The 26,162-nt window shown below is 36.6% G+C and carries 30 protein-coding genes; 6 read left to right on the top strand and 24 right to left on the bottom strand.

Annotated features, from left to right (window positions below):
* Nucleotides 1-8: 8 nt before the first annotated feature.
* From HYG86_RS13130 to HYG86_RS13095, 8 genes are all read right to left on the bottom strand, one after another.
* On the bottom strand, nucleotides 9-200 hold the full coding sequence (locus HYG86_RS13130) for a glutamate decarboxylase (protein ID WP_213166061.1): 192 nt from the start codon (nucleotides 198-200) through the stop codon (nucleotides 9-11).
* 22 nt (nucleotides 201-222) lie between these two features.
* A complete protein-coding gene (locus HYG86_RS13125; RefSeq protein ID WP_213166060.1) occupies nucleotides 223-687 on the bottom strand; it encodes a TrkA C-terminal domain-containing protein in 465 nt (154 codons plus the stop codon).
* Complete coding sequence (locus tag HYG86_RS13120; RefSeq protein WP_213166059.1) at nucleotides 687-878, bottom strand: hypothetical protein; 192 nt, start codon at nucleotides 876-878, stop codon at nucleotides 687-689. Before HYG86_RS13120 ends, HYG86_RS13125 begins: the two co-directional genes overlap by 1 nt.
* 211 nt (nucleotides 879-1,089) lie before the next feature.
* Nucleotides 1,090-2,313, bottom strand: a complete 1,224-nt coding sequence (locus HYG86_RS13115) for an NAD(P)-dependent malic enzyme (RefSeq protein WP_213166058.1) — start codon at nucleotides 2,311-2,313, stop codon at nucleotides 1,090-1,092.
* An 89-nt stretch (nucleotides 2,314-2,402) separates the two neighbouring features.
* Nucleotides 2,403-2,879: a phosphatidylglycerophosphatase A family protein gene (locus HYG86_RS13110; protein ID WP_213166057.1), complete on the bottom strand. Its 477-nt coding sequence runs from the start codon at nucleotides 2,877-2,879 to the stop codon at nucleotides 2,403-2,405.
* 37 nt (nucleotides 2,880-2,916) lie between these two features.
* Entirely contained in the window at nucleotides 2,917-6,363 is a 3,447-nt protein-coding gene (locus HYG86_RS13105; RefSeq protein WP_213166056.1) for a DNA polymerase III subunit alpha, read from the bottom strand.
* 23 nt (nucleotides 6,364-6,386) lie between these two features.
* Complete coding sequence (locus tag HYG86_RS13100; RefSeq protein WP_213166055.1) at nucleotides 6,387-6,689, bottom strand: hypothetical protein; 303 nt, start codon at nucleotides 6,687-6,689, stop codon at nucleotides 6,387-6,389.
* 135 nt (nucleotides 6,690-6,824) lie between these two features.
* Nucleotides 6,825-7,715 carry a phosphatidylserine decarboxylase gene (locus HYG86_RS13095; protein WP_343064239.1) on the bottom strand — a complete coding sequence of 297 codons (891 nt, stop codon included), beginning with the start codon at nucleotides 7,713-7,715 and terminating at the stop codon, nucleotides 6,825-6,827.
* 134 nt (nucleotides 7,716-7,849) lie between these two features.
* On the opposite strand from HYG86_RS13095, the gene HYG86_RS13090 reads away from it, so the two are divergent.
* Nucleotides 7,850-8,185: a YtrH family sporulation protein gene (locus HYG86_RS13090; RefSeq protein ID WP_213166053.1), complete on the top strand. Its 336-nt coding sequence runs from the start codon at nucleotides 7,850-7,852 to the stop codon at nucleotides 8,183-8,185.
* Entirely contained in the window at nucleotides 8,186-8,680 is a 495-nt protein-coding gene (locus HYG86_RS13085) for a sporulation membrane protein YtrI (protein ID WP_213166052.1), read from the top strand. It begins immediately after the preceding gene.
* Nucleotides 8,681-8,684: 4 nt separating this feature from the next.
* Here HYG86_RS13085 and HYG86_RS13080 read toward each other — a convergent pair whose 3' ends face one another.
* Together HYG86_RS13080 and HYG86_RS13075 are read right to left on the bottom strand one after the other, a co-directional pair.
* Nucleotides 8,685-9,989 (bottom strand): DRTGG domain-containing protein, encoded by a 1,305-nt coding sequence (locus tag HYG86_RS13080; RefSeq protein ID WP_213166051.1) that lies wholly within the window; start codon nucleotides 9,987-9,989, stop codon nucleotides 8,685-8,687.
* Between the two features lie 139 nt (nucleotides 9,990-10,128).
* Entirely contained in the window at nucleotides 10,129-10,380 is a 252-nt protein-coding gene (locus HYG86_RS13075) for a hypothetical protein (protein WP_213166050.1), read from the bottom strand.
* Nucleotides 10,381-10,515: 135 nt separating this feature from the next.
* Between HYG86_RS13075 and HYG86_RS13070 the strand changes: the two genes are divergently transcribed.
* Nucleotides 10,516-11,262: an SH3 domain-containing protein gene (locus HYG86_RS13070; RefSeq protein ID WP_213166049.1), complete on the top strand. Its 747-nt coding sequence runs from the start codon at nucleotides 10,516-10,518 to the stop codon at nucleotides 11,260-11,262.
* 164 nt (nucleotides 11,263-11,426) lie between these two features.
* Here HYG86_RS13070 and HYG86_RS13065 read toward each other — a convergent pair whose 3' ends face one another.
* The 8 genes from HYG86_RS13065 to trmL all read right to left on the bottom strand — a co-directional run bounded on the left by HYG86_RS13065 (nucleotide 11,427) and on the right by trmL (nucleotide 17,697).
* Nucleotides 11,427-12,752, bottom strand: a complete 1,326-nt coding sequence (locus tag HYG86_RS13065; RefSeq protein ID WP_213166048.1) for an alpha-amylase family glycosyl hydrolase — start codon at nucleotides 12,750-12,752, stop codon at nucleotides 11,427-11,429.
* Nucleotides 12,753-12,762: 10 nt separating this feature from the next.
* Entirely contained in the window at nucleotides 12,763-13,770 is a 1,008-nt protein-coding gene (ltaE, locus tag HYG86_RS13060; protein WP_213166047.1) for a low-specificity L-threonine aldolase, read from the bottom strand.
* Between the two features lie 21 nt (nucleotides 13,771-13,791).
* A complete protein-coding gene (locus tag HYG86_RS13055) occupies nucleotides 13,792-14,394 on the bottom strand; it encodes a DUF445 domain-containing protein (RefSeq protein ID WP_213166046.1) in 603 nt (200 codons plus the stop codon).
* A 165-nt stretch (nucleotides 14,395-14,559) separates the two neighbouring features.
* On the bottom strand, nucleotides 14,560-14,940 hold the full coding sequence (locus tag HYG86_RS13050) for a Fur family transcriptional regulator (RefSeq protein WP_246451781.1): 381 nt from the start codon (nucleotides 14,938-14,940) through the stop codon (nucleotides 14,560-14,562).
* Nucleotides 14,941-15,037: 97 nt separating this feature from the next.
* Nucleotides 15,038-15,733 carry an HAD family hydrolase gene (locus HYG86_RS13045; RefSeq protein ID WP_213166044.1) on the bottom strand — a complete coding sequence of 232 codons (696 nt, stop codon included), beginning with the start codon at nucleotides 15,731-15,733 and terminating at the stop codon, nucleotides 15,038-15,040.
* Nucleotides 15,730-16,587 carry a TIM barrel protein gene (locus HYG86_RS13040; protein ID WP_213166043.1) on the bottom strand — a complete coding sequence of 286 codons (858 nt, stop codon included), beginning with the start codon at nucleotides 16,585-16,587 and terminating at the stop codon, nucleotides 15,730-15,732. The genes HYG86_RS13045 and HYG86_RS13040 overlap by 4 nt, the downstream gene beginning before the upstream one ends.
* The gene (locus HYG86_RS13035; protein WP_213166042.1) at nucleotides 16,580-17,221 is read right to left on the bottom strand and encodes a YigZ family protein; all 642 of its coding nucleotides are present in this window, start codon (nucleotides 17,219-17,221) and stop codon (nucleotides 16,580-16,582) included. The genes HYG86_RS13040 and HYG86_RS13035 overlap by 8 nt, the downstream gene beginning before the upstream one ends.
* Nucleotides 17,222-17,241: 20 nt before the next feature.
* Entirely contained in the window at nucleotides 17,242-17,697 is a 456-nt protein-coding gene (gene trmL / locus HYG86_RS13030) for a tRNA (uridine(34)/cytosine(34)/5-carboxymethylaminomethyluridine(34)-2'-O)-methyltransferase TrmL (protein WP_213166041.1), read from the bottom strand.
* A 188-nt stretch (nucleotides 17,698-17,885) separates the two neighbouring features.
* Here trmL and HYG86_RS13025 point away from each other — a divergent pair, with 188 nt between their 5' ends.
* Nucleotides 17,886-18,749, top strand: coding sequence for a DUF4438 domain-containing protein (locus HYG86_RS13025; protein ID WP_213166040.1), 864 nt, complete (start codon nucleotides 17,886-17,888; stop codon nucleotides 18,747-18,749).
* Between the two features lie 94 nt (nucleotides 18,750-18,843).
* Here the strand turns inward: HYG86_RS13025 and nth are convergent, their stop codons facing one another.
* The 6 genes from nth to HYG86_RS12995 form a co-directional block, all read right to left on the bottom strand.
* Complete coding sequence (nth, locus tag HYG86_RS13020) at nucleotides 18,844-19,476, bottom strand: endonuclease III (protein WP_213166039.1); 633 nt, start codon at nucleotides 19,474-19,476, stop codon at nucleotides 18,844-18,846.
* Nucleotides 19,477-20,632: 1,156 nt separating this feature from the next.
* The gene (locus HYG86_RS13015; RefSeq protein WP_213166038.1) at nucleotides 20,633-21,595 is read right to left on the bottom strand and encodes a cation diffusion facilitator family transporter; all 963 of its coding nucleotides are present in this window, start codon (nucleotides 21,593-21,595) and stop codon (nucleotides 20,633-20,635) included.
* A gap of 72 nt (nucleotides 21,596-21,667) precedes the next feature.
* A complete protein-coding gene (locus HYG86_RS13010) occupies nucleotides 21,668-21,907 on the bottom strand; it encodes a hypothetical protein (protein ID WP_213166037.1) in 240 nt (79 codons plus the stop codon).
* Between the two features lie 45 nt (nucleotides 21,908-21,952).
* Nucleotides 21,953-23,377: a hypothetical protein gene (locus HYG86_RS13005; protein WP_213166036.1), complete on the bottom strand. Its 1,425-nt coding sequence runs from the start codon at nucleotides 23,375-23,377 to the stop codon at nucleotides 21,953-21,955.
* Nucleotides 23,364-23,927: an RNA polymerase sigma factor gene (locus HYG86_RS13000; protein ID WP_213166035.1), complete on the bottom strand. Its 564-nt coding sequence runs from the start codon at nucleotides 23,925-23,927 to the stop codon at nucleotides 23,364-23,366. The genes HYG86_RS13005 and HYG86_RS13000 overlap by 14 nt, the downstream gene beginning before the upstream one ends.
* Nucleotides 23,928-24,078: 151 nt before the next feature.
* Complete coding sequence (locus HYG86_RS12995; protein ID WP_213166034.1) at nucleotides 24,079-24,276, bottom strand: cold shock domain-containing protein; 198 nt, start codon at nucleotides 24,274-24,276, stop codon at nucleotides 24,079-24,081.
* Nucleotides 24,277-24,435: 159 nt separating this feature from the next.
* Here HYG86_RS12995 and HYG86_RS12990 point away from each other — a divergent pair, with 159 nt between their 5' ends.
* Both HYG86_RS12990 and HYG86_RS12985 read left to right on the top strand, forming a co-directional pair.
* Entirely contained in the window at nucleotides 24,436-25,221 is a 786-nt protein-coding gene (locus tag HYG86_RS12990) for a PIG-L deacetylase family protein (RefSeq protein WP_213166033.1), read from the top strand.
* A gap of 73 nt (nucleotides 25,222-25,294) precedes the next feature.
* Complete coding sequence (locus HYG86_RS12985) at nucleotides 25,295-26,161, top strand: tetratricopeptide repeat protein (protein ID WP_213166032.1); 867 nt, start codon at nucleotides 25,295-25,297, stop codon at nucleotides 26,159-26,161.
* Nucleotide 26,162: the final 1 nt, after the last annotated feature.

Here is a 26,162-nt window from a genome sequence, read left to right as displayed (position 1 = left end):
AATAGTTTTTAGCTAAATTCTGATAAAAATTCTACTACATCAGGAGCTTCTGATCTAGGGACTAATATTTCTACCTGTCCTTTTTTTTGAGGATTTTTAGATAATTCCCTTAACTGCACCATAAACCCTTCGGTAGAAAGCTTATTCTTTATTTTTTCTGCTAATCGATCATTGTTCGCTATGTAAACCACTTTCCACATTCTTAACCCACCTTTCCACTTCTTATATGTTGCAATTTATGATTTCTTCTATATTTTTTAACTTTCCGTACACTACAAGTGATTCGCCCTGTTTAATTATATCATTTCCAGTGGGTGTTAAAATTAGTCTATTCTCTCCCTTTATGGCCAGTACTAAAATATCCTTTTTCGTTAATTGTAAAGAAGTTAAACTTCTATTAATTATGGGGCAGTTCTCACTTAATTCCACCTCTGCAATACTATATTCATCACTTAAATGTAGTATTTCTTCCACTGGTTTTTTAGAAAGCCTTAATTTTTTAATTAACTGGTTTTCAATCCCCTTATCCAGATTAGTCAGTAAAAATCTGTTTGTGGAAATTATATAAACCAAGCAAATCAAAGAAGCCCCCGCAAACAGTTGCCATAACGCAATTGCCCTACTAAGGGTTACAGCTGATATAACTATCACCGTAAGGCCGATATGTCCAATTATCATTAAAGACATTATAATTCTCTTCTCATCTTATCTTTGATAATTACATCGCTTTCCTTAGTTGTGAATCCTGTTCCAGTTAGTGCCGAAAGAGCTTGAAATCTTGCATTACCTATTTCCATGCCCGTTATCTTTAGGGCGATTGCCCCAACTTCCATGGCAAAGACAAGAAAAACAAAAATAAAGGTTATGAGGAATACCATGGCAACACACCTTTCTTTTATACTTTTTCCATTTGTGTTTTAATCTACCTTGCATATAACTGTTTACACTTTTATAATCCCATGTCCTCATTTCATATATTCTTTATCAAGTTAAAGAAATCCTTTTTAAAAAATAAAAAAAGCGTCGTAAGACGCTTTTTTATCAAGCAATTTACTTTTTATTGATACTTAACAACTACTTTTATGATTGTTACTTAATTGTTGCCAGCTTTTTTGTGTTTTCTAAGACAGCATCTGGGTCAACTTTAATTGTAGCAACCCCAGTTTCCATGGCTGCTATTGCCACAGCTTTAGCAACTTCAGGTGCAACCCTTGGATCAAAAGGATTTGGTATAACATACTCTTCGTTTAGTTCTTCTTCTGTAATTAAGTTAGCAATGGCTTGAGCCGCAGCTACTTTCATCTCTTCATTTATATCTTTAGACCTTGTGTCTAATGCACCTCTAAACACTCCAGGGAATGCAAGTACATTGTTTACTTGGTTAGGGTAGTCAGAACGTCCAGTACCTATTACCCTTGCACCAGCTTTTTTAGCTAGGGCCGGATCAATCTCTGGGGTAGGGTTCGCCATGGCAAATATGATAGAATCTTTAGCCATACCTTGAACCATTTCCTCAGTAACAACATTACCCACAGATAGGCCAATGAATACATCAGCATCTTTTAAAGCCTCTGTAAGGCTTACTTCTAGATTCTCAGGGTTTGTAATCCTAGCCATTTCATCCTTATATGGGTTCATACTAACTGTACGTCCTTCATATAGAGAACCTTTGCTGTCACACATAATTATATTAGTTGTACCTAATCCCATAATTAATTTAGTAACAGAGATTGCTGATGCCCCTGCTCCATTAACTACAACTTTAATGTCTTCTGCTTTTCTGTTAGTAATCTTTAAAGCGTTAATAAGACCTCCAACTGTTACAATAGCTGTACCATGTTGGTCGTCATGGAATATGGGGATGTCACATATTTCTTTTAGCTTTTTTTCTATTTCAAAACATTGAGGTGCTGCTATATCTTCTAGGTTTACTCCTCCAAAGGTAGGCTGTAGTAACCTCACCACCTCAATAATCTTTTCTGGATCCTTTGTATCTAGGCAAATTGGGAATGCATCTACTCCTGCAAAGGCTTTAAACAGAACAGCCTTTCCTTCCATTACTGGCAAAGCAGCTTCTGGACCGATATCACCCAATCCTAATACAGCGGTTCCATCTGATACAACTGCAACGAAATTGCCTTTAGCAGTGTAATCATAAGCTGTGTTTACATCTTTATGTATTTCCATACATGGTTCTGCAACTCCTGGTGAATAGGCTAAACTTAAATCTTGTGCGTCCTTTAATTCTACCTTACTGACCACTGCTAGCTTACCTTGACTGTCCTTATGAAGCTTTAACGCTTGTTCCCGCATGGCTGATTCCTCCCTAGTGATTTTGATAACATTCTCACCTAAATTATAAAGTAAGCCGATACGGTAGTCAACCGTATCGGCTTAAAGCATTAAATTACTTCTCCCTTTTCACCATGGGCTAGTCTTGATGCAGCTGATGCAGCTATGGCAGCCACAAGATCATCTAAGAATGTGTGTACTTTACCGCTTTTTTTGTTATTAAGCCTTTCTAAAATACCTATTTTAATTTTATCAAGATAACCAAAATTAGTGAATCCGATACTACCATAAATATTTGTGATGCTTAATGCTAAAACCTCATCCACCCCATATAGTCCTTCATCTGTCTCTAGGATACTTTGGAGGGGTTCAGGAAGCATCTTTTTCTCAGTATAAACATCTAAAACCATGCCCGTAAGCATTGCATTTTGTACTTCTCTTTTGTCTAGAACTTTTTCCACCTGCTCTATACAAACATCTAAGCTTATGTTTGGCAAGTAAGGTTTTTGTAGTTCTAGTACTAAGTCAGCGATTTCCTCTATTTTTACTCCCCTTTGCTCAAGCATTTCAACAATTAGTTTTTTCATCTATTCCAACTCCTCTCCCTATATGTTATGCAACGTACTATGTTACCTTTACATTTTCTTTGCCCACTAGTTCCCCAAAACAGTCAAGAAGTGTTTCTGTAACATTAACTTTAGTATGGGCCTTAATTACTTTTCCTTTATCTGAGATGTAGAAAAACACTTCACTATCTCCATGGGCAATTTCGATCACTCTATTTAATTTAGCAATCAATTCTTCCTGAAAGACTAACTTTAAGAAAATTTTCTTTGGCATGTCAACAGCAGCTACTTCCTCTTTCACAAAAAGATTACTACTAGGTTTTTCCCTTTTCTTGTACAGCCTAAAATCTTCTGTTATACCGTATATTTCTTGACATACTATTTTAGGATCCTCTTCTTCCTTCAGGGATACCCGACCTAGGACAATTATTGGTTCATCACTAATAAGCTTGTCCAAATGTCTTTCGTACTGATCTGTAAATACTACAACCTCAACAACACCATACATATCCTCTAGTTCAATAAAGGCCATGGGTTTTCCTGCCTTAGTAAAAATCTTTTTGCATGAGGAAACTGTACCTGCGATTTTAACCCTTTGATTATCGGGGAGCTCTTTTAGTTCTAAGGTGTTAATTACACCTTTTGTATATATATCAAGATAGTCATTTAGGGGGTGTCCACTTATATATAGTCCCAATGTTTCTTTTTCTAGGGCAAGCTGATCTTTTGAGCTAAATGCAGGTAGGTCTGGCAGAACTAGTTCTTGCTCATTTGTATCAGCTATAATATCAAATAGAGACATTTGCCCACTCTCTTTTTCACGACGGATACTTTCCCCATAATTTATTATCATGTCTATGCAGCTTAATAGTTGTGCTCTGTTAGAGTTTAGTGTATCAAAGGCACCTGCCTTAATTAAACTTTCTAAAACCCTTCTGTTTAAGTTATAGATCCTTGAAACAAAATCGTCCATTGTTTTAAATGGTCCGTTTTTTTGTCTTTCCTTTATAATATCATCAATTATATTAGCACCTACATTTTTAACAGCCAATAAGCCAAACCTTATCTTCTCTACATCTACAACTGTAAAGTTTTTTAAACTTTCATTGATATCAGGTGGCAGTATCTGAATGTTTAAGTTCTTACAGTCATCTATATATAATGCAACTTTATCAGAAGAACCCATAACACCTGTTAACATGGCAGCTAAAAATTCAGTGGGATAGTTTGCTTTTAGATATGCTGTTTGATAGGCAAGAACTGCATATGCCGCAGCATGGGACTTGTTAAAACCATAGTCAGCAAATTTAACAATAAGGTCATAAACATGCTCTGCGAGTTTTTCGTCAAGCCCGTTTTTCAAGCAACCTTCCATGAATATTTTACGTTGTTCAGCAAGAACTTCACTTTTCTTTTTACCGATTGCCCTACGTAGAATATCTGATTCACCCAGTGAAAATCCAGCTAAGTCAGATGCAACCCTCATAATCTGTTCTTGGTATACCATAATTCCATAGGTTTCTTCAAGTACACTTTTAACCTTCTCATGGGGATAGCTAATGGGTATTTGCTTATGCTTACTTTTAATAAATGTTGGAATCTGCTCCATAGGGCCTGGTCTATAAAGGGCCACAACAGCTATTATTTCTTCAAATTTAGTAGGCTTTAGCTCCCTTAAAACATTTCTCATACCACTACTTTCCAGTTGGAATACTCCTAGTGTCTTCCCTTCTGAAAGTAGGTTATATGTCTTTTCATCGTCATAGGATACAGTATCTATATCTATTTTTTTATTGTGGGTACTTTCTATGATTTTTACTGCATTATTTATTATGGTCAATGTACGTAAACCTAAGAAGTCCATTTTCAAAAGGCCTAGTTCTTCTAAAGTCCCCATGGGGAACTGGGTTACCACACCGTTTTCCACAGTCTGAAGGGGTACGTATTCTGTCAAAGGTTCCTTTGATATAACAACACCCGCAGCGTGTGTAGATGAGTGACGTGGCATACCTTCCAAAGAAAGGGATACGTCTAGTAGCTTCTTTATGGTCTCATCTTCATTGTATAGCAACTTTAATGTTGGCTCTACCTTCAAGGCCTTGTCTATGGTCATGTTTAGCTCCATGGGGATTAGTTTGGCTATCTTATCAACGTCTGAGTAGGGTATACCTAGAGCCCTCCCCACGTCTCTCACAACGGCTCTAGCTGCCATGGTACCAAATGTTATAATCTGAGCTACTTTATCTTCTCCGTATTTTTCCACAACATAATTTATAACTTCCTCGCGACGCTCATAACAAAAGTCAATATCTATATCGGGCATAGATACCCTTTCAGGGTTAAGAAATCTTTCAAAAAGCAAGTCGTATTTTAATGGGTCTATGTTGGTAATCCCTAAACTATATGCAACAATACTTCCTGCAGCAGAACCACGGCCTGGACCCACTAGTATGTCATTTTCCCGTGCGAATTTTATAAAATCCCAAACGATCAAGAAGTAACCACTATAGCCCATGTTTTTAATAACACTTAGTTCCATATCCAATCGTTCAAGTATTTGTGGCTTAATATCACTATATCTATATTTAATGCCTTCTACACATAACTTTTCTAGGTATGAGTCTAAGGTTTCTCCTTCTGGAACCGGATATTGTGGCAAGTGAGTTGTGTCAAAATCAAAGTCTACGTTGCATTTATTTGCTATATCAACGGTGTTATCTAATGCTTTTTTTTGATGGGCGAAGCTATGCTCAAGCTCACCCCTTGATTTCATATAGAATTCATCATTGGGAAACTTCATACGACCGGTTTCGTCGATATTTTTAGCGGTCTGAATACAAAGAAGTACATCATGGGGTCCACTGTCAACACGGGACGTATAATGTATATCATTGGTAACAACCATCTGGATATCTAGCTTATTTGCAATTTCTATGAGTTTTGCGTTAACCTGTTTTTGCTCCATGAGACCATGGTCTTGCAACTCCATATAGAAATTATCCCTACCAAAAAAGCTTAGAAGTTTTTGAGTACATTCCAATGCTTCTTCATTTCTATTTTGCAAAATATATTGGGGGATTTCCCCACCTAAACATGCAGAGAGGCAAATTAAGCCATGGCTATATTTTTGTAATAGTTCCATATCTACCCGTGGTTTATAATAAAATCCCTCTGTATAGCCTAAGGATACCAACTTCATCAAATTTTTGTACCCTTCATTGTCTTTTGCCAAAAGTACTAGGTGATAACTGTTATCGTCTCTTCGCCCTTCTTTGGAAAAACGACTCCCTGCAGCTACATATACTTCACAGCCTATTATAGGCTTTACCCCTTGCTTTTTACACTCCTTATAAAAATCAATGACTCCGTACATTGTCCCATGGTCCGTTATTGCTATGGCAGGTTGTCCTAATTCTTTAGCCTTTGCAACCACATCCTTAATTTTAGCTGCACCATCAAGCAAGCTGTATTCAGTATGAACATGTAGGTGTACAAAATTCTCCATGGGATCTCAACTCCTTTTTCCAACTAATGACTGTCTGTTTTCTTTCTATTTTTTATCATGGGTATCACAAAATCTATTATTACTCCCGTTACTAGGTTAGATAAAGCAGCCCAAAACAGCATAATTGCCAAGATGGCCATCGCCAGTCCTTCAAACCCTATGTGGGGCTGTCTTGCAATATATATATAATAAACACCTAGAAGAATAGCTATTATCCCAGGGATGTACTTTATAATCCTTATTTTTTTAGCAAACTTCCCTAAAATATAGGTTAATCCAGCAAAAAAGAGGGTTATTCCTAACAACACAGCAATAAATCTATCCATCTTAATCCCTCCATCCTTTTTCTTAATTATATCACCATAAACAAAAGCAGTCCATGGAAGATAATTAGAACGAAAATTAAAGATTTGGGCTTCAATTAAAAATAGAAAAGGACACCTATTTCTTAGGTGCCTTATTTATATCATCTTTGTCCCAATTTTCTCTCCCATATTAACCTTTGTCTCATATCCACCTTCTGTATGTTCTAGTATATCGTTATCTACCTTCACTGTCCCTTTTTGGAAGAACAAGATCACAGTTGACCCTCCAAATTTGAAATACCCTTTTTCCTCTCCCTTAAAAACTCTATTACCCTCCTGGAAAGTTTGAATGATGGTTCCCACAGCAGTTGCTCCAACTTCCACATAGGCTATCTTACCAAAATTATCTGATTCAAATAAAGTAACCTCTCTTTTATTTCGACAATATAATTCAGGTATTTTATTTAATGCAATGGGATTCACAGAATAGTAATTACCTTTAATCTTTTTTGTGCTACCCACAGTGCCAAAATCACAAAAGTGAAATCTATGGTAATCTGCAGGGCATAGCCTTATAACATAACATACTCCTCCTTGATATTCGCAGGCTAACTTTGAGTCACCAAAAAGTTCCCCTAGGGAGTATTCAAATCCTTTAACCTGAATAACACGGTCAATATCAATATTTTCATATGCAAAAACCCTCCCATCGGCAGGGGATGCAAGGGATACTACTTCTTTAACTATAGGGCGGGCTTCTTCTTTTATCTCCCTTGCAAAAAAATCGTTAAAGGAATCATACTGCTCATAGTTCTCTCTTTTGGCTTCTTTCATATCGATACCAAGGGTTTGAGCGAATTTTTTAATTTTATTCTTACTACTGGGCTTATCTTGCAATTTACCGTAGTACCAGCTAAGGAATTTCCGTTTTCCTAACAATTCACCTAAGGTCCTACCTAGTGAAGATTCGTAATTCCACTTTATTAATTTTTCACCTGCAACTATTTCTTTGATTTTCTGTTTTGTTCTTCTGTCAATATAAAAAATATCCAATTTAATATCCCCTAACTGTTATTTTAATTCTAATATCCGTATATTTTTAATAATAATTTATCAAATGCTATATTTGGGAGTATCAAGATAAATCTTATGTTTTTTAAATAATAAATGGGGTGAGTAATATGCAAAATGGCAATTCTTTTTGGTCCACTGCTACTTTAGAATTTTTCATAGCTTTAGGTGTTGTAATAGGTGGTTCTACCATAGGAACTTTGAGTACTTTATTAACTGGTAGGCCACCCCTTTACACAATGGCAGACTTAGCAGGTCGCTTAAAAATCTGGGCATTGGTTGCTGCCCTAGGTGGAACATTTTCAACTATCCGGGCTATCGAAAGTGGTTTTTTAGGAGGACAGCTTTCAGTTGTTGTTAAACAAGTGGTTCTAATACTATTTGCATTTGGAGGTTCCCACATCGGTTATCTGATAATTCTAATGCTAACTAAAGGAGAAGGGTAAATGAAGTACGTATATTTTCCCTTTAACATCAAAAATTTTCCGAAATTTGTAGGGATGTTTCTTATAGGTTCTTTAATTGGTGGTTCTATTGTACTTTATTATCATGGTAGAAATTATGACACATTGTATGTGGAAAAAAAAGAGTTAGAAAGTTATGTTGTTGAGCTACAAAACACAATAGATCGCTTAGAAAAGATTCAAGAAGAGCAACACAGAGAGTTTGCTGTAAAGGAAATAACAGTAGAAACTAATTTATCAGATGCCATCAGGAACGTCGATATTAAAGCAGAGGTTGGCAATTTATTAAAGGATTTAATTGGTGAAAATGTTGAAGACATCAATTCAGAGCTAGTGTTAAATATCTTAGATAATAGGATAGTCTCTGTTCAAGAGAAAAATTATCGTTTAAGTGTAAAAACATTAACTATCTCTAAAAAAATTCAGGTTTACCTAAGTGTAACTGATATTTCCGGATCCGATGATGGTGACCAATAGCTAGCTATTTATCCAAAACTTGAGCGGACAAAAGTGCTTTACATACAATATTTCCTTGGGAGTAGATTGTCAAATCTACTTTTCCATTTTTTCTACCCATATCCAGTATCCTTGCCTCAACTACTATAGGTGTTTCTATTTGGATAGGCTTAAAAAAGTATACAGTAATACTCTCTGTTACAGTATCTAAATACTTAGCTTTTCTTAGGGCAGCATATGCAGCATTTGTTAAAAGGGTCATTAAAGCACCACTACTGGCGCCACCAATGTGGTTTGTCATCATTGGGGTAATTTCTCCCGCAAGTCTTACGCCCCCTGGCGATTCTTCTTCTTTAAAATTGCTAAGTACTGTATCATTTATAGTCATACTAATCTGGGGCTGTTTTTGACCTTGTTGCAAAGCCTTCATAACATCCTGTCGTGATACCACACCTATGAGTTTACGATTCTCTACTACTGGGATCATCTCAATGCCTTCCCAAACCATAGTATGTGCCACTGAGGCTAGGGAGGTTTTTTGCGTTACTGTAACAGGGTTTCTAGTCATGTATTTCTCAATTGAGCTAAATAGCTCAGCCCCAGCCACATCTTTAGATGTCACTACACCCACAACTCTCATACTATCATCCACAACGGGGAAGCGTGTGTGTGTTGTTTCCCTAACCATACGTTTCCATGTGGAGATTTTTGCGGTGATTGGTAAATAATCTGGCTCTCTTACAACTATATCTTCAACTAAAACTATATCTTTTTTGATTAGTCTATCGTAAATGGCTCTATTTATAAGTGTTGCTATGGTAAATGTATCGTATGTTGTTTGTATAACAGGCAGTTCCTTTTTATCGGCTATCTTTTTTATTTCCTCATCTGTATCAAATCCACCTGTTATCAACACTGCAGACCCTATCTCCAGTGCCATTTTTTGAGCTTCTAACCTATTACCTACGATTAGCAAGTTGTCTTGTTCTATGTATTTTACCATAGCATCAATTTCCATGGCTCCGATTATGAACTTATTTAAGGTTTTATGTAGACCTGTTCGACCACCTAAAACACTTCCTTCTACTATGTTAACAATCTCTGCGAATGTAAGCTTCTCTATATTTTCTTTACTTTGCTTTTTAATTCTTACGGTCCCTACCCTGGGCATTGTACTTACAAGACCGATATTCTCAGCCTCTTTTATTGCCCTATAAGCTGTACCTTCACTTACCTTAAGATTTTTTGCAATACGTCTTACGGATATTTTGGACCCTATAGGTAAGTTTTCTATGTGTTCTATAATAAGTTCGTGTTTAGTTTCTGACATGTAGTTCCCCCCATTTCTATATGTGTATTATAACAATTTTGTTTAAATATTACTAGCGTTTGAATGGGCACAAATATTATATAAAAAAGGGTTGGTTGCGCCAACCCTTTTTTATATAATATTTTTCACCCTTAGATTCCTACCTATACCTAGATGTTCTTCTATTAAAGGCTCTCTTTCTTACTCTACTTTGTGATTTCTCAATTTTTGTTATGTACACAAAGTTTGCTACTACTATTAGGGCTCCCACGGAGAACCATAGAGTACTAAAGATACCTGCTAAGCTTCTCATATTCATTGATGGTAAATGCAAAAGACCTATGACTAGTAAACCAATGGTTAATATAATTTTTAAATATCCTTTTAGGAACTGCGTAGTCAAAATTTTCACCCCTTTCCTCATTGGTACAATGTATGTTTTTCCATAATTTAATAGTACTAATTTCGTTGTAATAAAAAGGGTTTGACTGCTCATATGTCGAATATAAGAGAACAAGAAATAGAAAAAATGAAAGGAGGGACTACATTGCAAAAGAAGTATAAAATAATGATTATAGCTCTACTGGTTGTTACATTTTCTGTGGTTGGAGCAAGTGCTGCTTGGATGAATACCTCAAAACCTGGAACAGCAGACAACCCTCTAGTAAGTCAAGGTTATTTAGATAAAGTATTTTCTATCTTTAGGTCTGAGGTGCAAAGTGATCTTGAGGCTCAGCAACAAAAATATGATCAGTTACATAACCAGTACAAAGGGTTAGAAAAAGAGCTAGGGGATTTAAAGAAAGTGGTAAATGATTTGACCAATGGTCAACCAACAACCCCTACAAACCCTACAACCCCAACCACTCCTACACAGCCTACAAACCCAACCCCTCCAACATCCAGCGCCAAAGCCACAATTGTTGTGGATTCAAGTGTTGTTAACTTTAGAAGTGGAAACAGCACATCAGATTCTGTTGTTGAAACTGTACGTAAAGGTGACGAAATAGTTGCTCTTAAGTATAGTAATGAGTGGATTCAAGGAACTTTCAATAACAAGACTGGTTGGATTGCAGGATGGTTAGTTAAAAGCAAGTCAGGCCATCAAATAGCTTATATCAATTCTTCCTTGGTTAATGTTCGTTCAGGCCCAGGTACTAACCACAGTTTAGTAACTCAAGTGAGGTCAGGAGATATCGTTAGAATATTGTCCGAGCAAGGTGACTGGTGTAGAGTTATATTACCTGATGGTAAAGAAGCTTGGATATTTAAGCCTTTGTTAACTAGAATTTAAATGAATTATATAAAGACAGCCTAATGCAGGCTGCTCAAAAGCCTTCAGATTCGAGGCGCAATAAAGCCCAGAACCGCAGCGTATATTTAATACGTGAGGATTCTGGGCTTTTGAAGTAACAATGAAGATGGAGGTTTTTCAGCAGCCTGCGCTGTCTTTTTTTTTTACTTAACCCTATACAGCACCGCTGATTTTTTAGGAACACCACAAGTAACTATCCCATAGTCATACTTATGTGTACCTTGTCCCCAAATAACCTGCCAGTTTTCCCCCCTTATACTTTTCGGTACTCTCAATGCAATCTCTTTGTTATCTGTACTATTATTTATAGCCACAACTATTTTTTCATCCCCATGTTGCCTTAGAAATAAAATAGTATCATGGCCAACTTTAAGAATTTTTACCTGCCCTTGGTTCAGTGCTAAGTTTTCTTTTCTCAGCTTAATTAGCCCCTTTACGTATTCAGTGAACTTAGGGTTTGCACCGAAATCCATATCCTTTCTATTGTCAGGGTCATTGCCGCCTTCCATGGCAATTTCTGTTCCATAATAAATTATCGGAACCCCTCTAAAGCTCAATAAAAAAGCTAGTGCCAATTTTAATCTTTCCTCACCCTTATCATGGGTTTCACTTATAAACCTTGGCACATCATGATTATCTATAAATGTGCCTAAAATATTAGGATTTTTATAAAGGTGATCTTGAGCTAATACCGTTGAAATCTTGTCCATGGGCTTATCTTGGGCAAAAATATCTACAATAGCTTCGTACAGGGGAAAATCCACTAAGGAATTTATTCCATCTTCTTGATATACAGCTAGATAGGCCGGGTCTGGGTGCCATACTTCACCTATTAAGATTATATCCTCTTTCAGTTCCTTGAGTTCTTTACAAAATTTCTTCCAAAACCTACGGGGCACATGCTTAACAGTATCAATTCTAAAGCCATCTAAGCCAGTTTCACTGATCCACCATTTACACATATCTATAAGGTATCTCTCAACCTCTGGAATGTCTTGATTCAAATCCGGAAGCATAGCAAGGCATTTATCTTCCACTTCCCTTTGATCATCTATATTAATAATGGGTTCGTGGGGATGATACCAGTGTCTCTTTTCATTATCCACGAAAAATGGATGAGTTTTACCAGTATGATTGACAACTATATCCAGGAGTATTTTAATACCTAAATGGTGGGCTCTATTCACAAGCTCAATAAATTTATCCAAATCACCAAAGTGGGGATCTACTGAATAAAAATCTTCAGCCCAGTACCCGTGGTAGCCATTGGTTTCGTTTTTATATATTGGTGTAAGCCAAACTGTGGTAAAACCAAGATCTTTTATATAGGGCAATTTATCCATTAGGCCTTGTAAATCACCTCCGTGAAATCTTCTAGGGTGATTTTTATCTATATCTTTAATTTCCTTTTTATCTTCACCTTGGTTAAACCTATCTAACATTAAAAAGTATATAATTTCATTTTCCATGGAAGTCTCCTTAGAAATTATTTATTAGCTCTACAACCTTCTTTGTATCTTCTTGTGAAACATTAAAATGGGTAACCATCCTAAATGAGTTGCCAGCCTTTTGTACTCTAACACCGTTTTTTAACATGTACTCTTGAAAGTTATCTGCTTGATTATTATCAGGCACAAAAAATCTACAGATATTTGTGCTTTGTTGGACATCCTCTGTCCATTTTTTTTCTTTTAAAGCCTCTGCCAGTGCTTTGCAGTTTTCATGATCTTCATGAAGTCTTTTAGGTCCATCTTCTAATGCAATAAGGGCTGCTGCTGCTGCATGCCCCCACTGCCTCATGCCTCCACCTAGCATTTTACGGTATTTCCTTGCACTATTTATAAATTCTTCCGTCCCCACTAATAGTGATCCCATGGGGGCACCAAGTCCCTTTGATAAACATACCATTACTGAATCCACATTTTCCAGAAGTTTTTTTGGGTCAATGCCTTGGGCTACTGCTGCATTGAAAATACGAGCTCCATCTATGTGAAGGTGTATATTGTTTTTTTTGGCAATACCTGCCACCGCATTTATGTATTCTACTTCCAAAACTTTACCACCAGACATGTTATGGGTATTTTCAAGGCAAATCATCCTTGTGGTTGGGAAATGGATGTTTTCATCCCTAATAGCCCCATTTAAATAATCTATGGGGATTTTCCCATCAATACCCTTTATGGGATTTATTTGCACTCCTGCTAGGGCTGAGACACCTGCGACTTCATATTGAAAAATGTGGCTATTATACTCAGCTATTATTTCGTCACCCCTTTGACAGGCAGTCAACACAGCCAAAAGGTTGCCCATGGTTCCACTAGGGACAAAGATAGCTGATTCTTTTCCGAAAAATTCTCCTGCAATTTTTTGCAGGTTATTTACAGTTGGGTCTTCGTTATAAACATCGTCACCAACTTGTGCTTGGGCCATTGCCCTTCTCATTTTCTCATCGGCCACTGTAAATGTATCGCTTCTTAATTCAATCACATTTATCAACTCCCTTGTATTTTATCCTATGAGAATTATAATTCCTCCCTGTACTAAGCCTATAATAAATCCTAGTACACCACCTAAAAACTCTATATGCTTTAGTTCTTTCCTTGCTATGGAAAGGATTATACCTTCTAGTTTTTCAAGATCAAAAGAATTAATTTTTTCTTCCACCAAACTAGACACCTGAACTTGCTCTGTTAGCATTTCCCCCCCTTGAAACATGATTTCCCGCAATATAGAAGGCCCTTCTTTTTCAAGGACGCTGTCTACCATTGATGTAACTGCAGGAGAGAACATGGCTAACATAGGTGGCAATTTTTCCTTTACTACACTGGTTAGTTTGACTTTTAGAAAATGTAAAATCTGCTTCTGATTGTCTTCAGTAAGCATGTTTTCCAAAAGCTCTGTAGTGGAAAATAATTCAGTTTCTATTGTTGTTGCTATGGTATTTGCTATTTCCCCTTTTCGCTTAGGTATCAAACCTTGGAAGGTTAGATTCAGTATGGGAACTTTTACCTCATTGAATGGCCTAAACATAAGCTTTATAGCTAAATGGTTAGTAACCCAACCAATAATACCTCCTATACTAGCTAAGATTAATACTTTAATTATTGTCATATCCTATCACCTTTTATCTATTTGTTATAGTTATTATTTCTACATCAGAATGAAAAATCCTTTTATGTTCAGTGAACTTACTTCTTTGAGTTTTAATATAAATGCTCTTAAGGCTTTTATGGTAGAGAAATTGAAAAAAAAACAGACAGAAATTTTTTCTGTCTGTTAGTTGACTTCTTGTTTTTTACATTCCTTACATATTCCGTAGAACTCTAGCCTGTGGTCTAATACTTTATGTCCATCTATATCCATAACCTCTTTTACTAGCTGTTTTTGGATAGGTATCTTTAAGTCAAAAACCCTTTCACACTTTGTACATGTTAAGTGGTAGTGATTTTCTGGATTACAATCGTATCGACTAAAAGAGCTCCCGTAATTAAGTTCTAATATCTCACCTTTTTCCTTCAAAACTCCAAGGTTACGATAAACTGTACCTAGACTTATATTAGGCATTTCTCCCCTTACCTGATTATAAATCCAATCGGCAGTAGGATGTGATTTTGTACTCCTAAGTACATCAAGTATTAACTTTCTCTGTTTAGTCATTCTACTGGCTTTTTCCATAACTTCACCCACTTTATTAGATAATAGTAATAATTACTATTTCAATTTAAATTTATCAAATTCTCGGCCCTTTGTCAACCTAAATTATTTTTGTAATATCTCCCAAATCACCCTGGTAGTCAGGGTGGCACTGTCCCCCTCTATCTATTATGAAATCCTTTACCAAAAAGGTTTTTATTCCAAGCTCACCTGCAACCATGTCTTCTTGGCAGTCATTCCCCACCATAAGTGCATGCTCAGGTGCCACATCGATTATATCTAAAAGTTCTTGAAAGTAGTTTTTATTAGGCTTACAAAAATGCATATCTTCATAGCAAGAAATTACATCAAAATCCTCAGAACTTAGGCCAGCCCAGCGTAGTCTTTCAAGGATAGCAGCTTTAGGGAAAACTGGGTTAGTAGCAAGGACTATCTTAAGACCCTTTTGCTTACAGTGCTCTATGACTTCTTTTGCCTTAGGGTGCCCTGTATATTCATCACCTAAAGCAGGAAATTGCTCCACATAGAAGCTATCAAATACTGGTCTAAGCTTTTTTTCATCACCTTGGGTTATTTTAAAGAAATGCTCCATGAACACTTCTTCGTTTGTCTTAGCTCCGTCATTGTCAGTTACCATTACATGGGTAGATTCCAGTAGGTATTTCGGAAACTTCTCCATGGGGATATGGTCTTTCACCTTTAGGCTTAGAGCTTTTATGTACTTACCTAAAAAACTTTCGGTATCTAAATGCAATAAGGTCCCATCCAAATCAAATAAAACAGCCTTAAACATCATTTCATCTCTCCCTTAACTTTTGTATATATATCCATCATCAGCATGGCATCTTCTGTTTGTTTATCTGCGGACTCAGATATTATTACAGGTGACATATTATACTCCATAATTAATGGAGCAAGATCTTCAAATCTTGGTCCATATTCCTTTTCGTCAAAGGTTCTATGTTTTTTCTCTCCCCCTTGAGTATATTCTATGGGGCTAAAATGTGCATGTAATGACCTGAGCTTTTCGGCGCCTAGTTTACTACCAATAAGTTCTAGAACTTTTCTAAACTCCTCTTTACTTGTAAGGAGCCCTTTATCCCTGGCATGCAAATGCCCGAAATCTATCACGGGCACTAGCCTTTTGCTCACTTCACATAGCTCTAACACCTCGTCTAAGCTCCCCAGTTGATTAACCTTACCCATGGTTTCTAGTCCAATGCTTATATTTTCAAACTCCTTTGTTTTATCTAAAGCCTCATACAAAAAGTCCTTCGCTCGTGCTAAGGACTGGCCCCTTGGTTCACCTTTTTTCACAGCTCCAGGGTGCACTACAATAACTTTAGCCCCCATGGCTTGGGCAGCTACAAGGGATTTTTCCATATGACCTATACTTTTTGTAAGCTTTTCTTTATCCTCTGATGCTAAATTTATAAAGTAAGGGGCATGCAAACTTAATCTGATATCATATTTTTCACTTTCCTCTTTTAACTGTTTGCAAAAATCTTCCCTTACCCTAACTCCTCTTCCACACTGATATTCGTATGCATTTAATCCTTTTCCATGTAGGAACTTTGGTATTTCTATGGATGATTTATTTCCTTCTTCGTAAAAAAGACTGGAGTTTCCTGCAGGTCCAATTCTAATCATTATTTACCTCCTCCACAAATACATATTCCTGGTTGTTTATATGGATCTCTGACTGTCCAGAAGTTAAGTTTTTGATTTCTTGTGTAAAAGTATCCAATTCTACGTCATCAAGCAATATGTTTATGGCAACCCTGTCAGTAAATTCACTGCCAATTACGTATTTAAAATTTTGTAAGTAGTTTTCTATTTTCCCATGAAATGTATAGTCATAGAAAACAGTAACATTGCTCATAAGAAGGTTGTATCCTTTTTTTGCAGCCATTATCCCTTCTTTAGCACATTGGGCATACGCCCTAATTAAGCCTCCACTACCAAGCTTAATACCACCAAAGTACCTTGTAACAATTATAAGGGTGTTTTTTAAGTTCTCTTTTTTGATTATCTCAAGGACTGGTTTGCCAGCCGTTCCACTTGGCTCACCGTCATCATTTGCCCTTTGTATCTCGTCGTTTTCACCAATTTGATAAGCATATACATTATGGTTAGCATTATAGTGCTCTTTTTTCACCCTTTGGATAATTTCTAAGGCCTGCTCTTCTGATTCTATGGGAGTTGCAAGTCCAATAAACCTCGATTTATTGATAATAATCTCCTTTACTCCTAGATCTTTTAAGCGGTAATATTTCTTTAACATCCCCCTCACCCCTTCTGCCATCAAAATTTAAAATCTAGCTGCCTTAAGCCTTCATAAAGGACTAACGCAACAGTGTTAGATAAATTCAAAGATCTCACACCATCTGGGGCCATGGGTACTGTTATGGCGTTTTCGAAATCTCCATAAATAAGGTCCTCTGGCAATCCTTTTGTCTCTTTCCCAAACATAAGAAAGTCATTTTCTTTATATGTAACCTCATGGTACCCCTTTTTACCTTTAGTTGTTAAGTAAAAAAATCTTCCACCTTTGTTTTCCTCAAAAAAATGTTCTAGATTCTTGTATCTATAAATATTCACTTTTTCCCAATAGTCTAGACCTGCCCTTTTCAGGTATTTATCATCTATGGTGAAACCTAAAGGTTCCACTAGGTGTAAGCTTGTATTGGTAGCAGCACATGTTCTTGCTATGTTGCCAGTGTTTTGAGGTATCTCAGGTTCAACTAAAACTATATGCATCTAGGTATCATTCCTTCTCTTTTTTAATATATAATATCAAAGATAGTCAAATACTGCAAAAATAATTGGTCCCTTTTACGTGGTAGTAGTTTGCTAAGGTTTAAACTTATAACTTTTATTTTTTTGCAGGGTTTTTCCTTTCTATATCGAAATATTCCTATATACTAAATTTATAAGGGGGTTTTAAAATGTTGAGAACTAATAAAGAAAAGCTAGTACAGATATCAGTGTGTGGTGAAATAACTCACCCTAAAAACAACTTTCCACGTATTACAACAGAGGGAAAGGTAAAATTCCTTCCTGGCACAGGTGGAATTACTTACAATGTGATGTTAGGAGATAAGGCATGTGGTTTTGTGGCAGACCATGTGGAGCCTGGGGTTAGTATTTCAAACTCTGATACTATGAACAATAACGGGCTTAATATTTTAACTTCTGTTGGTAATACCGCTAAGGTAATAAGTGGAGATGCTAAAGGTGATTTGGGTTATGTTACTGGTATGCACGGTGGGATAGAGCACGTACTTGTTTACTTCCCAAAGGAAACCTTAGAAAAGTTAACAATTGGCGATAAAATTCAAATAAAATCTTGGGGAACTGGCCTGGAATTAGAAGATTGCCCAGATGTAAAAGTCTATAACACCGACCCTGATCTTGTTGAAAAAATGAACATTAGGGTATTAGAAGATGGTACTCTAGAAGTCCCTGTTGTGACAACTGTACCTGCTCACCTTATGGGTTCAGGCATAGGTGCAATTACCGCCCATAGGGGGGATTATGATATCATGACAGCAGACAAAGAGGCCTTTGATGCAAGCAATCTAGGTGAGTTGCGCTTTGGTGATATCATTTTACTAGAAGACTGCGATAACAGCTATGGTCGAGGTTATCTAAAAGGTGCTGTATCCATAGGGGTAGTTGTACACAGCGACTGTGTAATAACTGGACACGGCCCTGGTGTAACAACTTTGCTTACTTGTCAAAGTCCTAAAATTAAAGGTGTAATTGATCCAAAGGCTAACATTGGGAATTATTTAGGTATTTTGAAGTAAATATTTAGAGATTAGCAAAAAACATACGCTAAAAAGCAGAAATCCCTTCATCAGGATTTCTGCTTTCTTTGTTAAACCTATTATAGCTAAGCTGTTAACTTATTTTTTTTGCATACCTACAGTGTTCATTTACTGGGCATACTTCGCATTTTGGATTCCTAGCTGTACAAATTCTTCTACCATGAAAAATCAATAAGTGATGGCTTAAGGTCCATAGATTCTTTGGTATTTTTTTCATTAGTTGTTTTTCTGTTGCATCTACATTTTTCGCTCTGACTATACCTATCCTATTGGAAACCCGGAAAACATGTGTATCCACAGCTATAGCAGGCACGTCAAAGGCGTTACTAAGTACCACATTGGCAGTTTTTCTTCCTACACCAGCTAAATTAGTTAGTTCATCGAGGTCACCTGGAACTTCACCATTATGTTTATCAAGTAAGTCTGTACAACATAACATAATATTTTTGCTTTTATTATTAAATAGTCCACATTCTTTGATTTCATTTTTCAAGTCATCAATTCCTAGTCCCACCATTTCATGGGGAGAGTTGGCTTTTTGAAATAATCTTGCTGTCACCTTGTTTACACGTACATCTGTACACTGGGCAGATAAAATTGTTGCTATAAGTAATTGAAAAGGAGACTGGTAATCCAGCTCACATTTTGCGTCAGGATAAGTTTCTTTTAGTATTTCTATGACCTCAAGAACTTCGTCTTTTTTCACATGAATCACCTCCACTAAATCTAAAAATAACAGGGGCACCCCCAATAAAACCCGCTGGCATGCGTACAAACAGTTTGACCCATATTGTAGGGGTGGGGTTCCATACCCACCCGGACTTTCAAAAATCACTTTCATAGGTTTTGCTTTGGGGTCGCGGGCAGGTACGGAGCCCTGCACCCTACAGTATAAAAACCCGCTGGCATGCATGCAAAAGTATGACCCGATATTGTAGGGGTGGGGTTCCATACCCACCCGGACATCCAAAAGTCCCTTTCATAGGTTCTGCTCTTAGGTCACGGGCAGGTACGGAGCCCTGCACCCTACAGTATAAAACCGCTGGCATCCATACAAACAGTATGACCCGATATTGTAGGGGTGGGGTTCCATACCCACCCGGACATCCAAAAGTCCCTTTCATAGGTTCTGCTTTCGGGTCGCGGGCAGGTACGGAGCCCTGCACCCTACAGTAAAAACCCGCCGGCATACATACCTACAGCATTACCCCAACTACGGTAGGGGTGGGGTTCCATACCCACCCGGACACCCAAAATTCACTTTCATAGGTTTTGCTCTCGGGTCGCGGGCAGGTACGGAGCCCTGCACCCTACAGTAAAAACCCGCCGGCATACATACCTACAGCATTACCCCAACTACGGTAGGGGTGGGGTTCCATACCCACCCGGACACCCAAAATTCACTTTCATAGGTTTTGCTCTCGGGTCGCGGGCAGGTACGGAGCCCTGCACCCTACAGTAAAAACCCGCCGGCATACATACCTACAGCATTACCCCAACTACGGTAGGGGTGGGGTTCCATACCCACCCGGACACCCAAAATTCACTTTCATAGGTTTTGCTCTCGGGTCGCGGGCAGGTACGGAGCCCTGCACCCTACAGTAAAACACGCCGGCATACATACCTACAGCATTACCCCAACTACGGTAGGGGTGGGGTTCCATACCCACCCGGACATCCAAAATTCTCTTTCATAGGTTTTGCTTTAGGGTCGCGGGCAGGTACGGAGCCCTGCACCCTACAGTAATTAAAGCACGCCCGGGCCTGAGCCCTACGGTAATTAAGGAAGTACTGGGGGCTGTGCCTACATTAAAAGGAACGCTTTGGGCGTTCCTTTTAATGTAGGCTGTAAAATAGTTGGTCTACTCCCCTAACTTTATTTCCTGTGCATTTTGGTTACGCTTATTTCGATCACATTGTTCACACCTTTGTTCATCTCGATCTGAACCTTCTTGGTGACAGGGGTTTACGTGTATTAGGACATCTCCTATTTCACTGTTATTTTGTAAAATTTGTTTCTTTACCTCAGCTGCTATTGAATGTCCTTCAAGTACTGTTGCCATAGGGTTAACACATAGCTTTAAATCCACTAAGATTTTTGATCCATGCCATCTAGCTTTTACATCATTTAACTCTTTACATCCTTCAACATTTAGGGCTACTTCTTTTATTTTATCAACTACCTCTTGGTCAGGTGCTTTATCCATAAGTTCATTAATGGCTGTTAGATAAATTTTCACACCACTGTACACTATCATCACACCTACAACAATACCAGCTAGAGGGTCTAACCTTGGGAACCCCAGTCTTGCTCCGCCTATACCAATTAGGGCGGCCACGGAGGATAAACTGTCTGTACGATGGTGCCACGCATCAGCAAGTACAGCGCTACTTTTTATTCTTCTACCTACTATGGCAGTATACTGATACATTGCTTCCTTGCCAACTATAGATAATATAACAGCCCATAAGGCCGAAACCTCAGGAGCTCCTAAATCCCCTTGGAAAAAAGTATTGAACGAGCTCCAGCCTATACCAACACCTGTGAAAATTAAAATTAAGGCCACTATTTTTGCTACTATGGACTCTGCTTTGTAATGCCCGTAATGATGATTTTCATCAGGTGGTTGACTTGCTACCTTCAAACCACCTAGAACTACACCGCTTCCCACAATATCTGTTAAAGAGTGTGCAGCATCTGCCACTAGGGCGCTACTACCAGATAGGTAGCCAAGAATACCTTTAACTATAGTTAAAAATACATTTCCCACCATACCAATTACAGTGACCCTAACACCCTCTTTAGCCCTCTGCTTATCATCCATAAAATTCATCTCCTAAATGTTCTTCTATATAATGGTATTTTATCAAATATATTAACTCTTAACAATGAACAATTACCAGTTCACCTTTTTAACGGAAACCCTCTCGTCATATCCACACTCACCACAGAAGACTAAGTGGACACATTGTTTTTCATTCATGCCTTCTTCATCTAAAATATCTCCGCTTATATATGGACTATAGGAATCTAAAAATTGTTGTAAACTTCCTCCTTCTTCCATTGATTCTCTACATTTGGGGCAATCTATATATATATTTTCTAAGCCATTGCATACAGGACATATAAAATCCACTGTTATAACCTCCTTTAAAATTAGGTTGCCCAGTGGATTTTGATATTAGTAGATTTTTAACATGCTTTCTTTTTCCAAATCATAAGTCCAAATGGTTATATAATCCTCTAAATTAAATACTATCAATTGATTCTCCCTAGCTGCAATATGTTCTACTTTTTTGAAATATTGATGCTCTTTAAGACTTCCATTATCAAGTATAAATAGTTTATTATTTATGACCACTGCAAAACCAGTGTTGGTTTTTGCTAGGGATTTAACTTCACCTTCTACTTTAGATAAAATAATCTCTTTTTTATTAGAATTTAAATCATGCTTATATAAAGTATTATCAATCTGATAATAAACGTTTCCTTTTATGATTGTAATCAATTTTGCATCAGGGTTATTTTCTATATAGTTAGTTTGATTTTTGGCATTAATTATATATATCCCTTGATCATTGACAAGACGCTCATCTACAGAAGTAAAGTATTCTCTTTTATATTGATCCATTTCGCCATCTGAGATTTGAAATATTCTTTGATCAAATACTAAATTTTCTTTTGTCAGGTTTAAATAATCCCTTTGGTTAAATTCATCCTGATTGATTATTTCAACTTTTCCCAAATCAATGTTTAAAAGTTTCCCACGGTACTGACCATCCCTTATTTCTAATACCGCTAGCTCATTTTCCCCTAACCAAGAGCTCTGTGTTGGATAATATAATGGTTCAGTTTTAAAATTTATCTGGTAACCTTTGTTTGTAAGTTCAATGATTTCTTCCCCGACAGTCCTTAATTCACCATCATAAACTATCTCGAAGCTTATTTTCTCTCTATTTTCTTTTGTTATTTCGATCTCATTATGGATGGAAGTTAATTTAATACTCAGTGGCGTCACACCTTGTACTTGGCCATTTACCTTGACTGTCGCATTTGCCACATCAGTTTCAAAATAGATAGTATCCTTTCTAACTTCAGTGAGTTCTGCGATAATTCTTATGGAGTTACTACCTCTATAAAGACTATATTTATCTGGGGATTCAAAACTGTCTATTGCTACATCTAGGGTACTTCCACGGAACTTGCCACTCCACTGAATATAACCCTCTTTAGATATTGTTATATTGCCCGCTCCTTTAACTTTCTCGGAAAATGGAGTGACCCCTATAAGTTCATCATTTAAAAAAACTTCCGCTGCTTCTACATCAGATTCAAAATTAATATAGAAACCATCTATAGCGCTCTGGGGCATTAGCCCAAAGTTAGAGTTTAAAAATAGTAAAAATATAATTAACGATGCTGCAAAGGTTACTGGTTTTAAAACCTCTAAAATATTGCCTAAGTATCTAGGCTTATGATGTCTAGTTTTTAATACATTACTTAGTATCTTATCTTTAGATGTTTGGGATATTGGGATATTGGGCAATTTTTTCAAATCCTTCTCAAGTAGGAAGTTTGCATAGTCATTTTGATTACATTTTTTCATTTAGATTTTGCCCCCCTTCCTGAAAATAGTCATTTTCTAGGTTTTCCTTTAGAGCCTTTAGTCCCCTGTGTAGTATTGTTTTTATCTTTCCTTCACTATATCCCATTATATTTGAAGTTTCTTTTATTGAAAAACCATGAAACTTTCTTAATAAAATAACCATCTTATGATCTTCCTTCAAATCATTAAGCCCTTGAACTAAAAAGGATATCCTTTCTTTTTTCTCAAATACCTTTTCAGGGGTATCCCTTTCAGTCAGTAGACTCTCATAATCGTCTATATTAAAAACATTTTTTTTCAGTCGATACCAGTCATAAATAGTCCTTTTAGCTATATTAAAAACCCATGTTTTAATACTACACTTTCCTTTAAATTTTCTCATGCTCTTGTAAACCTTCATAAATATATCCTGTGTAATATCTTCTCGCACATCTCCGTTGACAGAGTAAGCAACAAAATTATACACTTCTTGAAAATACAATTCATATATTTCAATGAAGGCAGATTCATCCCCACGTTTAAAACTTTCTATTAAAAGCTCCTCTCGCAAAAATTGTCCCCCCTGCCTCATTATAATAGACGAATGATTTTAAAAAAAGTTACACTTTTTTTAAAACTAATTATTAGATAAATATTACCATAGTTTTATATATTTGACCATTTAACAAAAAAAGTGACCTATGATAGGTCACTTTTTGCTATTATAGTTTTCTAACGTTTGCTGCTTGTGGCCCTCTATCTGAGTCAGTTATATCAAACTCCACAGCTTCTCCTTCATTTAGGGTTTTGAAACCCTCTCCTTGAATAGATGAGAAATGAACAAAAACATCTGAACCATCTTCAGTTTCTAGAAAACCATAACCTTTTTCTGCGTTAAACCATTTTACTTTTCCTTGCATAAATACGTATCCTCCTAAAATTTACTTATAGGGAAAAACCCTTAATTATAGTATGTCTAAATATCTGCTCAATAATCATTATTCTTATATTAATTTTGGAGAATAATATGAAAAGTTTTTTCAAAAGCTATATTTATCAAGTATTAAAGGGTGGTATATATGAAACAAAGTAAAAATTTAGCCATAGGTTTGGGTTTAGGGGCAACAATTTCTATAATTGGTCTAGTAGCTATGAACATAGTAAAAAAAGGAGTAAAAGCAGTTGAGCCAGAGCTTGCTGCACAGGCCTCCAATATAATTTTTGAGAAACCATGTAAAGTTTTGGCACTGTCCCCCCACCCCGATGATTTAGATTTCTTTGCAGGGGGGACTATAAAACTTCTTGCAGATAGAGGTTTTGATATTACAGTAGTAGACGTGACAGATGGCGAAAAAGGTGTCAATATTCCTAATTTGGGATCAGTAAGGCAATATGAACAAAGAAGAGCTCAAAAGGTTTTAGGGTATCAAAATCTTAAGTTCTTACATTACCCTGACATGAAAGTAAACTATAAGCGTTTGATGCGAGACCTGAGAAATATATGGTATGAGGTAAATCCTGATATTGTTTTCACCTTTGATCATAACTTTCCACTAAAGTTTCTAGCCCATAAAGACCATCTTGCAGTGGGTAAGGCTGTATGTAAGCTAGCTACTGAAATGGATAGTCCTGCTAAGATATATTTATATGGTAGTAGAAAAAACAATGTCCTAGTTGACATATCAGAAGTTTTAGAAGATAAAACTCGAGCAGTTTTATCACACAAAAGTCAGTTAAGATTCTCAAAATCTTTATATTCCTCTACGGTAAAAAAACTAGGAAGCTATGCTGCATCAGGGAGTAACCTTAGGCATGCAGAAGCTTTTAGGGCGTTTCATAATTTTGATTCTTTCCCAATGGGCTAATAGCCCTTTTTTCTTTTTAGTTGACATCCTTATTTTTTAATATAAAATTTAGATATAAGGGGGTTAATCTAAAATGGAAGAATTGATTCTATTTAGTATAGTAAATACTATTTTTATACTCAAAAAACGCAACCAAAGTATAAGTACATATTTTTCATTTCTGTGGAATATAGCTTTTTGCTTTTTCCTATATCAGTTATATGTGGTAACACAGGTAAGTTATCTTCTATATGCCAGCGGTTTTTGTTATATAGCAATTGTTGTAGCCCTAATCTTCCCAAACTGGCAGTTTAGACTTTTTTTACTGGCTTCTGATTTTAGTGTTAATGTCAGGTTATTATCCCTACGGATTTTAGCTAGAAAAAAAGAGTCTGATGACCTTTTAGAAAAGATTGTGGTTCTTCTAAACCTTACCGAGAGGTATAATCAGGCATTATTTTGGAGTAAAAAGCTATTGGTTTTAAAAAAGACCACAAAAACCTTGAATCACACTCTTTATTCTTTACTGAGACTTCAAAAATACCAAGAGGCTAATGAAACAGTGGATGAAATCCTTGTCACCAATCATAACAATAATTATTTTTTATCCATAAAGGCAGATATTCTTTTTCACTTAAAAGAGTTCGAGGAATCAATTACGTACTATGATAGACTATTAGAGTTCAAACCTAATTCTCCAGAGATACTTTACAACAAAGGTAAAGCATATGCCTTCCTTGAAGAATTCATCAAGGCAGAGATGTGTTACAAGGAATCATTATCGGCTAATCCCCTTTTCATCCCTGCATATACTTCCCTTATTAAGCTATATTTAAAACTTAACCTCAAGGATAATGCAGCAAAGGTTTTAGAGGATATTAAAAATGCAGTTCCCAACATGAGTAAGGAATTGAAAAAAGAAATCTCCTCCCTATATGGAGAACTTGACCAAATTAGCTAAA

The organism is Alkalicella caledoniensis (assembly GCF_014467015.1).
Lineage (GTDB): Bacteria > Bacillota > Proteinivoracia > Proteinivoracales > Proteinivoracaceae > Alkalicella > Alkalicella caledoniensis.
Note: the sequence above shows the minus strand (reverse complement) of the source record. Positions and strands in the feature narration are given on the sequence as shown.